General features: G+C 60.4%; 8 protein-coding genes. 6 read left to right on the top strand and 2 right to left on the bottom strand.

Going from position 1 to position 12430, the window contains the following annotated elements; all coding sequences use genetic code 11:
- Positions 1–108 precede the first annotated feature (108 nt).
- Positions 109–777, bottom strand: coding sequence for an RluA family pseudouridine synthase (locus Pan181_RS12900; RefSeq protein ID WP_145247225.1), 669 nt, complete (start codon positions 775–777; stop codon positions 109–111).
- Between the two features lie 112 nt (positions 778–889).
- On the opposite strand from Pan181_RS12900, the gene Pan181_RS12895 reads away from it, so the two are divergent.
- The 3 genes from Pan181_RS12895 (at position 890) to Pan181_RS12885 (ending at position 4132) form a co-directional block, all read left to right on the top strand.
- Positions 890–1534 (top strand): Maf family protein, encoded by a 645-nt coding sequence (locus Pan181_RS12895; RefSeq protein ID WP_145247224.1) that lies wholly within the window; start codon positions 890–892, stop codon positions 1532–1534.
- A gap of 74 nt (positions 1535–1608) precedes the next feature.
- Positions 1609–2862 (top strand): formylglycine-generating enzyme family protein, encoded by a 1254-nt coding sequence (locus Pan181_RS12890; RefSeq protein ID WP_197529222.1) that lies wholly within the window; start codon positions 1609–1611, stop codon positions 2860–2862.
- 247 nt (positions 2863–3109) lie between these two features.
- Positions 3110–4132: a Gfo/Idh/MocA family protein gene (locus Pan181_RS12885; protein WP_145247222.1), complete on the top strand. Its 1023-nt coding sequence runs from the start codon at positions 3110–3112 to the stop codon at positions 4130–4132.
- 88 nt (positions 4133–4220) lie between these two features.
- Here Pan181_RS12885 and Pan181_RS12880 read toward each other — a convergent pair whose 3' ends face one another.
- A complete protein-coding gene (locus Pan181_RS12880; RefSeq protein WP_145247221.1) occupies positions 4221–7565 on the bottom strand; it encodes an autotransporter-associated beta strand repeat-containing protein in 3345 nt (1114 codons plus the stop codon).
- A gap of 323 nt (positions 7566–7888) precedes the next feature.
- Here Pan181_RS12880 and Pan181_RS12875 point away from each other — a divergent pair, with 323 nt between their 5' ends.
- From Pan181_RS12875 to Pan181_RS12865, 3 genes are all read left to right on the top strand, one after another.
- Positions 7889–8212 carry a hypothetical protein gene (locus tag Pan181_RS12875; protein ID WP_145247220.1) on the top strand — a complete coding sequence of 108 codons (324 nt, stop codon included), beginning with the start codon at positions 7889–7891 and terminating at the stop codon, positions 8210–8212.
- A 156-nt stretch (positions 8213–8368) separates the two neighbouring features.
- On the top strand, positions 8369–10417 hold the full coding sequence (gene tkt / locus Pan181_RS12870; protein ID WP_145247219.1) for a transketolase: 2049 nt from the start codon (positions 8369–8371) through the stop codon (positions 10415–10417).
- A 105-nt stretch (positions 10418–10522) separates the two neighbouring features.
- Positions 10523–12229 carry a hypothetical protein gene (locus Pan181_RS12865; protein WP_145247218.1) on the top strand — a complete coding sequence of 569 codons (1707 nt, stop codon included), beginning with the start codon at positions 10523–10525 and terminating at the stop codon, positions 12227–12229.
- Positions 12230–12430: the final 201 nt, after the last annotated feature.

Below are 12430 nucleotides of genomic sequence, written 5' to 3'. Positions count from 1 at the left end.
AGAGAAGCAGACCGACCAGTGGCAAAATCGTCGGGCGGCAGAACAGCGGTTCCAGTCTACCTTGCGGCAAATGCCCGCGCCAACCACTTTTGACGGTTCGCAGAGCGGCTACAGACAGTCGGGCAGCGGTGGCCACCACTCGGGAAGCGGGGCGGAGATTTCCATCGGTTCCTTCTGTACCGGATGGGTAAAACGCAGGCGATACGAATGCAGGGCGATGCCTTGGGCGAAGGGCATCGTCGAGCCATATTTGCGATCGCCGACAATGGGATGGCCCTGTTTGGCGAACTGAACGCGGATCTGATGCTTCCGCCCGGTAAGGAGTGTCACCTGTACAAGTGATGTGTCGCGTTGCTCCGCTAGCACCTGATAATGCAACCGGGCGAGCTGCGCCCCTTCGGCAGTCTCGGTGGTGGTGTGCATCTTGCGATGGCGCTCATCTTTGCGGAGGTAGTGCTCCAGTTCGCCCTGGTCGGGGGACGGATGACCAGCCACCAGGGCGAGGTAGGTCTTGTCGACCGCTCGGGTGCGAAAGGCTTCGGTCAACCGCGAGGCCGCTTTCGACGTGCGGGCGATCAGCAGCACGCCGGTCACGGGGGCATCGAGCCGACTGACGACGCCCAGATACACATTGCCCGGCTTCTGGTACTTTTGACGGATGTACTCGCGAGCTTCTGCGAGCAAGCTCGGTTTGTGCTCGGCCACGCCCATGGTTGGCAGCCCCGGCGGTTTATTGACCACCAGTAAATGATTATCTTCGTACAGTACAGAAAGCATGGGCGGGCGGCGTCTCGGTGTTACAGTGCCAAGGCAAGGCTGGCGGCAGGTTTGTCGGCTCAGACTTTTAGAATGACAGTTTCGCGAGTTCCACGCAACACAGGCGAATTTCATGAACACGCAACCCGAATTAATCCTGGCCAGTAGCTCGCCCCGACGTCAGGAGCTGATGCGCGAGGCCGGCTACCAGTTCCGCGTCATGTCGCCCGATCCGAGCGTCGAATGCGGCATGTGCAGCTCTGGCGGACCAGCCGAGCTGGTACACGAGCTGGCCATGCGCAAGGCGACCGACGTCGTCAAGCAACTGCTGGCCGAACCGCGGGAGCGCGACGTGGTGCTGCTCGCTGCCGATACTGTGGCCGAGTGCCAGGGGCAGATTCTCGGCAAGCCGGCCAACGAAGACCACGCCCGGCAGATGTTAGAGCTGATGCGTGGGCGTCAGCACCATGTGCTCACCGGAATCTGCCTGTGGCGCCTGCCGCTGGCCGACGCCGACCAGCAGGGCACTACCGAGGTATCGGTGGTCGCGACCACGCTCCGCATGGACGATATTAGCGACGACGCGATCGACGACTATTTGGCTTCGGGGGCTTGGGAGGGAAAAGCGGGCGGTTTCGGCTATCAAGACCGCCTTGGCTGGATTCATATTGAGCATGGTAGCGAGTCGAATGTGGTAGGCTTACCCATGGAAAAAGTCACGGAAACACTGACTCGCATGCAGGTATTTGCTTCGCCCAGCGAGGCGAGGATAAAATAGCTTGCCGTGTTCCGCATGGCGTGGAACCTATGTTTCTGCACGACGAACTGCATTACCCCCACATTGAGGTTGCGATGCGTTACGCATTAGCGTTACTGGCGATTGTTTCGATAGCTACCCCTTCGATGGCCGACGACCTGCCCCGTGGCATCGTGGCCGACCAGCCTGCCGAGGGTCCCTTCGTGAAAGTCGACGAAGGGTACATGGTGCCTTACGCCGAGAAGATCGTCGGTACCGACATTGAAATCGAAATGGTTCCCGTCCCAGGCGGCGAGTTCACCTTCGGCAGCTCGGCCGACGAAGAAGACCGCGGCGACCTGGAGCTCGAAGCGGTTCGCGTGTCGCTGCCGCCGTACTGGGTTGCTAAGCACGAACTTACCTGGAAGGCCTACTGGGAGTACATGCAACTCAACGATGTGTTCGCAGAGCTTGAGATCTTGAAGTCGAAGCTCGCTTCGACGGACCCCGCCGAAGCCGAAGCCGCGAAAGCCGCGGTAGCTAAGCTTCCCGCGTTGGCCAAGGCCGTAGGGGCCAAGGTGAGCGATCTCGACGGAATCACCGCTCCCACCCCGCTGTACGATCCGAGCACCACCTACGAGTTTGGCGAAGATCCGGACATGCCGGCGACGACCATGACCCCATACGCGGCCAAGCAGTTTACCAAGTGGCTCAGCCGCACGACCGGCGCGCAGTACCGATTGCCGACCGAAGCCGAGTGGGAGTTCGCCGCCCGCGGTGGAAGCGAAAGCAACGAGGTGGAGTCTCTCGACGACGTCGCCTGGTACGATGACACCGCCGATTGGGAGCCTCACGTGGTTGGTGAGAAGCAGGCCAACGAGTATGGCCTGCACGACATGATCGGCAACGTCGCCGAATGGGTGATCGACGAGTATGACGAAGATCTCGAGCGGCCCGACAAGCCAGTACTGAGCTGGGAAGAAGCCATTCGCTGGGCCGAAACCAACGACTCGCGGGTCTGCCGTGGTGGGTTGTACGACTCAGTCGCCGAGGATTGCCGCGTGACCTCGCGTTTCTATTCCGAAGAGCTGAACTGGAAGGCCAACGACCCTTGCGCCCCGCTGAGCCCTTGGTGGTACACCGATTACCCGGCCAATGGCGTCGGAATCCGTCTGGTCCGCTCCTACCAGCCGCTCTCCACCGAGCTGATCCAACGTTTCTGGGAGCCCGAGTCGGAGAACATGAGCACCGACGTGGCCAGCCGCTTGGCCATTCGTCGTGGCAAGCTGGGGCCTGCTAGCAAAGAGCTTCCCCAGGTGCAGGCCGAACTTAAGGATCCTGCCGTTCGCACGATAATTGACGGCAAGTAGCCACCCCAGCGTGCCCTGCCGTCGTTTGACTGAGGGACACGCTTGCGGGATTCTCAGTCCCGGCAGGGCAAGTTCTGTTTCTTGTCAGCCCGGTTATGGGGTATACTTGCGAAACTAATAATCCGAGGGTTTGCACCGCGAACCTCTACCTGGGCGGGCGGATTCTGCATTTTAATACCACTGGCCGCGATGGCATGCGGCCTGCTATTGGCGATTGCTTTCCTAACTTGCAACGTGAGGAGCCGCGTTGAAACTTCGGCTTGGTCTGATCGGGATGGGTAACAGTTGGACCTCGCGCCATCTGCCTGCATTGCGGGCGCTGGGCGATCGGTTCGAGGTACGCGCGGTTTGCGATCCGGTGGCCCATCGAGCCCAACAACTGGCCCACGAGTTTCGCGCCCGCTCGGCCGATGGCTTCCGCGAGGTCGCATTTGCTCAGGATATCGACGCGGTGCTGCTGCTCTCCGCCCGCTGGTTCGGCTCGCTGCCGATTCTGGCCGCCTGCGAAGCGGGCAAGGCGGTGTACTGTGGAGCCTCGCTCGATATCAGTGCCGACGAAGCAGCCACGCTCCGCAATACGGTTCGCGAAGCGGGCATCGCCTTCATGGCCGAGTTTCCCTGCCGGCTCGCCCCGGCAACGGTCCGCCTGCAGGAGCTGATGGCCACGAAACTCGGCCCGCCGAGACTACTATTCTGCAATCAGCGAAACACGGCCGAAGATCCCTGCAGCAATCAGCAAAACGGAAACAATGGTTGCGCGTCGACGCTGCACATGCGTCAGACGATCGAGATGGTCGACTGGTGTCGCTATCTGGTTGGGGCCGAACCCAAAACCGTGACCGGACTGACCCACTCGGCCGAAACGCTCGGCTCGCCGGATGACTATTTGCTGATGGTGCTCGATTTCGAAAAGCCGCAGGGAGCCACCTCGAGCCCGCAGGCGCAGATCGCCTGTGGCAGCTACGTGCGACAAAAATGGGCCGAAGCCACTGCATTCCGTCGGCCGGCCGACCTGCAGGTGGTCTGCGAACGAGGCATTGCTTTTGTCGATTTGCCTTCGTCGCTGGTCTGGTTCGACTCAGCGGGTCAGCACATGGAGTCGCTTGAATCGGAACGCCCGGTCGGCGAACAACTGCTGCTGCACTTCCATCGTCAGGTCGCCAGCTTGCTGCTAAAGACCGCCAGCCTCGAGGATGCGTACCGCGCGATGACCATCGTGCTGGCCGCGCAACAAAGCCATCGCGAAGGCCGCCGCATCGAATGCCGCTAGTGCAAGTTACACGTCCAAGTTCTTGCGTGGAAGTCGTTTCTTCCGCAGCTCACAATCAACTGGCCGGAATGGCAACGTTAGAAACGATCTATCCGCGGATCGCTCGCCAGCTGACACCGACCAGCGAAATCGCTAACAGCCAGGCACTTGGCTCGGGCACCTGCGACTGGTCGAACCGTGGGGCGGGCATCGTGGCTCCGAAGTTGGCCTTCCATGCCAGGTAGTCATCCATATCGATTCGCAGGTCGGCATTCGCATCGGCTGCCAAACCGCCACCGACGGAGCCGAGCGTATCGCGCCATACCGTGTAGTCGGCCAAGTTCACGATACCATCGCTGTTGAAGTCGCCCACCAGACCGGCTTCGACACTCAAGATGCCTTCGGTCAGCAGTCGCGAGGTGTTCCAACGCAGGCTGGCGTTGAGCGTCGGTAGCGAAAGCTCGTCGAATACCCCGTCGAGCGTGGCGAAGTCGAGCAGGTCGAACGCGTCGCCCGCTGCCAGAGCAGGGGCCGCTGCGTCGTGCACCAGAGTGAGCGTTCCGCCAGCGTTCAGGTTGCCGCCGACCGCGAGTTTGTCGTTGCTGCCAGACGTAGCGATGTCGAACACGACGGTACCGCCGGTCTCGAGGGTGAGATCGCCGGTCACGAGCAGCGTTTCGCCGACGAATTGCGTCACGCTTGGCGAAGAGAGCGGATTGGTGATCGAGACCCCGTCGGAACGATAGAGATTGTCGATCCTTACGTGCCCCGCTTCGCGTCCCGCGATGCCAAAGCTGGTGAGATCGGCATTGCCCAATCCATTACGGAAAATGGCGTTCTCGATCGCCAGCACTCCGTCGTCGGTGCCGGTCGACACGTAAATGTCGAACAAGTTATCGGTGGTGTCGACCACCATCCAGACGTTGTACCATTGGTCGCCGACCACGTTTTCGATGGCAATCTGGTCGCCCAACTCGGTGGTCGCCTTGAAATCGGCCGCACCGACTCCTCCCCCCGCCAGGAAGGGCATCACTGCGAAATCGGACCATGCATCGTTGAGATCGAGGTTCGCGGTACTGTCGGTCAGTCCGAACATCGTATCGAAGGTGCCGGTATTGCTCACTGCTTTGAACTGAAAGAACAAAGTCGTGTTGGATTGATCGGCCACGCTCATGTCGGTATCGAAGCTGGACGTCAGATCGGTTTGGGCACCGCGCCAGCCGCCGGAGCCTTGATCGGGAATGCCAAACACATCGAGCGATTGATTGCTGCCCGATTCGTCGACCACGTTTGCCGCACCGGTGCCATCGAACACGCCGAGCCAGACTCCGTTGGTTGCATCGCCGCTGCTGTTCGCGCCGATGGTAGTGGTCGTCGAGTTGTTATAGCTATCGAAATTATCTACCAGCTGATTGGTTTGCAGCGCAGGCATTCCTTGGCCCCCGATCTGAATGGTTCCTCCCTCGCGAGCGACGAGATGGCCGGTGATCGTTCCGGTGCCGGTGGTCAGCGAGCCGCTTGCGACCGAAAGGTTGCCGGTGAGCGAGTGGGCCGCCTGCAGGTGAACGGTCGACGCGTTGGTAGCCGCCACGTTGCCTTGCACGTTTCCCTCGATCGTCAACTGCTGGGCGTCGAGCACGTAGGCGTCGCCAACGACGGCCGTGGTATCGAACACTCCTTGCTCCATCACGTGGATGTGCGAACTGCCCGACAACTTGGCCTCGCCCGATATGGCGAGCGTGCCGCGGGCGATCTCGGTGGGGCCGGTGTAGCTGTTGTCGCCATTGGCCAGGGTCACGGTGCCGCCGCCGATCACTCGCAACCGGCCGGAGCCACCGATACCGCCGGAGCCGGTCAGGGTGTAGGCCTGCGAGCTGTTGTTAAATGCGACTCCCATCGGCGACACGTTGCTCGCGAGATGCACCGTGGTCGAACTAGCCGAGTCGCCGAAAGCTACCTCGGCTCCCTCGAGATAAACGTCGTGAATGTCGCCGCCGGAGTCCCAATTGGCCGTGGTGTTAAGGTCCCAAAGGGTCGCCTGGCTGGCATCGCCCCGCCAGAGCAGCGATTTGGCATCGGTGGCCGAAAGCTGCACGCCGACGATTTCGGTATTCCAGTCGGCGTAGGTCGTGTAGGTACCACGCATCCAGGTTACCGCGGTCTCGTTGCCATTCCAATCGGCAACCACCGGGCGGACGTTATCGATGGTGGAGTTTTCGGTTATGGCCGACCAGGTCCACGAAGCGCCGAAATCGTCGGTCACTCCTTTGTAGAGCTCGTACTTGTTGGTCGTGCTTCCCGAACGGGGATCGATGTCGGACGACATATATACCACGTTGGGATTATCGGGATCGACCGAAGCCAGCCCGGTGTAGTCGTCCTCGGAGCTATACAGGTAGCCGCCAGCGGCCGCCATTTGATGCACCTGCCACTCGATGCCATCGAAGCGGGCGTAGAGGAATCGGTGGTCCTGGTTGCTATCGTTCACCCTGGCCGAGAGGATACCGACCGGATTGCCGGTGTTATCGACCTCCATATCGATGGTCCACGCCCGGGTGAGTGTGACCCCGTCGAACTCCGAGCCATTGGTGAACACCGGAGTCAACGCAGCAGGAGCCGCTCCGCTGGCGTCGAACAGGTTGCTATCGATCACCTCGCCGGCGGTACTGTAAAGCACTCCATCCCGAACGTAGCCATGATAAACGCTGTTCTGGTTTTGACGCGGATGCTCTTCGGTCGTGATGAAGTGTATCTTGTTGCCATCCGATCCGTACCGCACGTAGGGGCGGTCGCCGGTGGTGCCTTGCGTTAGCAGCTTGCCGACTTCGGTCCAGGTCGAGCCATCGTCGTCGGAGATCTGTACGTTGGGGTCCCAGTTGTCGGTGCGGGTAAAGTTGTAGGTCCTTCCGGCTCCGTTGTTGTCATTCGGCAAGTAGTAGATGTTGTTGTAGGTCGACGCATCCCCATTATTGAGCGTTTGCTCCGCGCCCCAACTCGTGGGATCGTGGGGATTGGTCGAGACGCGCCACCGCGTGAGACCATCGAGAAAATGCCCTGCGTACATCGCCAAGTAGCGACCATCGGGGCGAACGTAGATAGCGGCCGAGTCGTGATCGTCCTGTTGAAACTGGTTGTGCAGTTCGTACTCGCCTTGCTGTTGGGTATCGAGATTCATCCACAACAGGTCGATGTCGCCGCTCTCCGATCCGCTGCCTGCCGACACGCTGCTGGCCATGAGCAGGGTGTTGTTGGGATCGCTGTCGTCGATCACCACCCGTTCGTCCTGAAACCAACTCCAGGCGCCATTCGGGGCGGTCGTGGAGTTGGTAAGCGTGAACAGAGTGCCGGCTACATCGTTCGCCGCCAGCGCTGGAGCAGCAACGCCGCACAGCAGACCTACAATAAGAACCCGCCCCAGATCCATGAAGGCCGAGCGGGCGGAATATAAAGACACGGTTTCTGTTCCTCGATCGCGATAAGAAAAGCTACTATTACCAGGGTAGATAGGCTGGCGACAAATCTCTACATTATTTTAATATCAACATGCAGGTTTGTCGCGTCTCGCACACGTGTTGCACTGCGGTCCACCGCAGACTTATCCATCCTGGGGAGTGCATCATCGCCGAACGCGTTTTGGAAAACCTGTCCGTGGTTCGGCTCGTCGATACAGCGATCCTAACATCGTGGTTCCGGTTTTTGCCAATCCGCGTATAGTTGTCCAAGTGCTGTCGATGTGTTGAGCGATCGAGCCCGATCGCTTGAAAATTGTGACCACGTTTGCCTAATCGCCCTCGTCTGGCCCTTAACCTACGGAGCAAAGCCATCTCGCTGAACGACGCCCAAAACGATTCGCTACGCGCGGCTGCTGCTCGCGAGCAGGCCGAAGAACTGTTTGCCAAGATGCAGCAGGCGTTCGACCAGGCGCAGGCAGATGCCTTGCAGCGTACTGATCTAACGGACCAGCAGCGTGCCGAGGGAGAGCTTGCCATGCGCAAGGCGCTCGACTCCACCCAACGCATGATTGATAGCCTGAACCAGGCACTAAAGATCGCCGACCAGGCCGCCGCCCAAGGTGGTTGGAAAGCGGAGGAGCAACCTTAACGTTCAGCGAATGTCGAGAAGTTGGTGATTGCAGGCAAGGGAATCGGTATTGCACGATTCGGTGCCTGCCCCCGCGGTTCGTTGACACTTTGCGTGAAATGCCGATAGACTACCGGCGAATACTTTCGACCCATTTTCCTCGTATAGCCGTTCGATATGTCCACAGCCACCGAATCGATCGATCAACTCGCCATCAACACCATTCGCACGCTCTCGATGGATGCCGTGCAGGCCGCCAATAGCGGTCACCCTGGTACGCCGATGGCTCTGGCCCCTATTGCTTACGAGGTTTGGGCCAACCAAATGACGTACGATCCCGCCGCCCCGCTGTGGCCCAATCGCGATCGCTACGTGCTCTCGTGCGGGCATGCTTCGATGTTGATCTACTCGATGATCCATCTGGCCGGCGTGCACGAAGTGGATGCCAGCGGCAAATCGACTGGCAAGAAATCGCTGACGGTCGACGATCTCAAGCAGTTCCGCCAGTTCGGCAGCAAGACTCCCGGTCACCCTGAGTACAAGCACACCGCGGGGGTCGAAACCACCACCGGCCCACTCGGCCAGGGGTGTGCAAATAGCGTCGGCATGGCGATGGCCCAAAAGTGGCTCGCGTCGCGTTATAATAAGGATGGTTTCGACCTATTCGATTACAAAATCTACGTGCAGTGCAGCGACGGCGATCTGATGGAAGGCGTTGCCTGCGAAGCCGCTTCGCTCGCTGGGCACTTGAAGCTCGACAACGTCTGCTGGATTTACGACGACAACGAAATCACCATCGAAGGCGATACGAGCCTGGCGTTTAGCGAAGACGTCGCCAAGCGGTTCGAGGGCCTCGGCTGGACGGTCTGCCGGGTCGACGATGCGAACGACCTGTCGGCGCTATCCAAAGCGATTGAACTCTTCAAGCAAGACACGCACGGTCCCACGCTAATTATCGTGAAGAGCGTGATCGGCTTCGGTGCTCCCAATAAGGCCGGCACCCACGGTGCCCACGGCGCCCCGCTCGGCGAGGAAGAAATCGCCGGCACCAAAAAGAACTATGGCTGGCCGAACGAGAAATTCTACGTGCCCGATGGAGTCGAGGAGCATTTCACCGCGACTCTTGGTGCCCGCGGAGCAGAAGCTCGCGAGAAGTGGGAAGCGCTGCTGGCCGACTATCGCAAGCAATACGCCGACCTGGCGGGCGAACTCGATGCGATCCTCGCCGGCGAGCTGCCTGCGGGTTGGGATAAGGACCTGCCGGTCTTCCCGGCCGACGAAAAAGGCATGGCCACCCGAAGCTCGTCGGGCAAGACACTCAACGCCCTCGCGCCGAACCTGCCTTGGCTCATCGGCGGTTCGGCCGACTTGGCTCCTTCGAACAACACCAACCTCACCGACGCCGGCGACTTCGGTCCCAAGAGCTACGCGGGCCGCAACCTGCACTTTGGTATTCGCGAACACGCGATGGCCGCCGCCGGCAACGGCATGGCCCTCGCTGGTCTGCGGACCTACGTCGCCACGTTCTTCGTGTTCAGCGACTACCTGCGTCCGTCGATGCGGTTGAGCTCGATCATGGGGTTGCCGCTCGTATACGTGTTCACCCACGACTCGATCGGTGTCGGCGAAGATGGTCCCACTCACCAACCGGTCGAGCAACTCTCGGCCGCGCGAGGCATTCCACACCTTATCGTCCTGCGTCCTGGCGACGCGAACGAGTGCGTCGAGGCCTGGAAGGTGGCTGTCACCAGCAAAACCCAGCCGGTCGCTCTTGTATTGACTCGTCAGAACCTGCCGACGCTCTGCCGCGAGAAGTTTGCCCCGGCCGCTGGAACGGCCAAAGGTGGCTACGTGCTGGCCGACGCCAAAAGTGGCAAGCCCGACGTGATTCTGATCGCCACGGGCAGCGAACTTTCGCTCGCCGTGGAAGCCTACGAGCAACTCACCGCCGATGGCGTCGCCGCTCGGGTAGTGAGCATGCCATCGTTCGAACTGTTCGAGCAGCAGGACGCTGCTTATCGAGAAAGTGTGCTGCCGGCCGCGGTGAAAAACCGGGTGGGCGTCGAAGCGGGCATTCGCCAGGGCTGGGACCGATACCTCGGTTTCGAGGGCACTTTTATCGGCATGAACGACTTTGGTGCCTCGGCTCCGTACAGCTTGGTCTACGAGGATCGCGGTATTACCACCGCTGCGGTGGTCGAAGCCGCCAAGAATCAGCTAGCCTGATCGGCCCAAACAGTACACAATAGTACCAGGGCAGCATGCCCGATCCTCCTTGGACCTCCGGACTCGGCCAAGGACTGTGGAATCCCGTATGCAAAGGAGCCTGGCATGTTGATTCGTTTACTGTGTGTCGCCGTGATCGCTGGTTCGTTCGGTTTCGCACCCAACGCCGGTGTTGCGATGGCCGGCGAATCAACATCGGTACTCGCGCAGCTCCCGGCCTCGACCATGGTGGCCCTGCGCGTTGCGCAGCTCGACGAGCTCGACCAGAAGGTCGTGCCGCTGGCCAAGGAGTTTGCTTGGCCGCTGCCGCCGCTCGGCCAGTTGGCCGCCAGCTTTGATGGTGTCGACAGCTCCGGCGAATTCGTGCTCGGGATGATGCAGCTCGATGGCGAGCAGTTCGTTCCCTTCCTCCTGCTGCCGGTTACCGACTACAAGACCTTCGTTTACGCTGGAGATGGCGATGCCGGCATCGAAGTCACTCCGCTCACCCTGGCTGGCGAAGAGCTCATGGCTACCTCGCGCGGCAACTGGGCGCTGGTGACCAACCCGTTCGACGACTTCACCCACCTCAACCCGATGCCAGCCGAACAGTCGGCCGAACTGCAAAAGCTCGTCGGCTCCGAACTGGCCAGTGTCATCGCTACCCGCACCGGAGTCGTACAGCTCAAGGCCATTGCCTTAGCACGCTCCGAATCGCCGTACCAGAAAGCGACCCGCTATCGTCAACTACAACGACGTTCCATCGATTGGACCGACTGGCAGCAAGTCGAGTCGTTGATTCGCATCTACAGCGGCGCGATCAACCATCTGTGCGAAAGCTGCGAGGTCATGGTGCTCACGGCCGACATCGACGACGACCAATCGGTCGCCCTCCGCTACGTGACCCAGCGGGCGGGCGAGGTGGAGTTCCCCGCCGCCGAGTGGAAACGCTCGCCGCTGGTGCTCGGCTCGCAGCGCATTATCACCAGCGGTGAAGGCCCTTGGGGATCGCCTTGGACAGCCGACTTCGTGCAGCTCTATCTCGATCGGTTCGAAGTCACCTCCTACGACTTCGGCATCAATTACCTTCGTCCGCAGGAGTTCCGTGGCTATCGCGAGTCGGTCACCAAAGTGAGCGACCAGATCCAAGGGGTGCAAGCCATGATGATCGCCCCGACCGACGATTACCCGGTGATGAGCAACTCGGCCATGCTGGTGAACACCAGCGATGCGGCTAAACTGCTCGAATCGGTCGACGAAGCGATAAAAGACTGGAACCGGATGATCGAACTGTCGCAACGGCAAGTCGATTTCTACCTCGGTAGCGAGCCGCTCAAAGTGGGCGAGCGCCAGGGCCGGCGGTACACGGTCGATCTGTCCGATGCCTTTCGCGAGGCCAACACGCCCGACGTTCGCAAGGTGATGGACCGCTTGTACGGCCGCAACGGCGTGTGGGCGATCGACGTCTTGCCGCTCGATGAGTCGCGGGTGTTGTTTACCGACCTGCCCGACAAGCTTCGCGACGAACTGATCGCCAAGCTCGATTCCGAGAAGCCGACGGCAACGCGGGAAGCAACCTGGTCGGTCACGCTCAATCCCGCCGCGTTGCAAGACTGGTTTAACGACTGCAAACGCAAAGAGTTTGAAGAAGGTATCCGTGGCTGGACTCCGCAGGAGTTCGCCAGCCCGACCGACTTGGTGGTGACCGCTACCACGCACGATTCGACGCTGGTGATCGAGACCAAGTTGCCAGCCGACGTGGTGCAGGCCATGGCCAAGCTCTGGAACTCTCCCCAGCGAAGCAACCAGGCCGATCGCGGTAACGGGCGGTAAATCGATAGCCGATTCGGTTACCTGCTCGCCAGACACAGCGAGTAACTGGCGTCGGGCGCTATCTTTTCTCCCGCAAACAAGCGACGATGTAGACTTGCTACGAGTGGTGTGTTCACTCGTGCCAATTCCCGCCAGGCCGATGGCCTTTTGCCCACCTTCACCGCGACAGCCCTTCGGATAGAGGCAACTATTGCCGACGGT

The sequence above is a fragment of the Aeoliella mucimassa genome (assembly GCF_007748035.1).
In the GTDB taxonomy this organism is placed as follows: Bacteria; Planctomycetota; Planctomycetia; order Pirellulales; family Lacipirellulaceae; genus Aeoliella; species Aeoliella mucimassa.
This window is presented reverse-complemented; position numbering and strand designations above follow the sequence as displayed.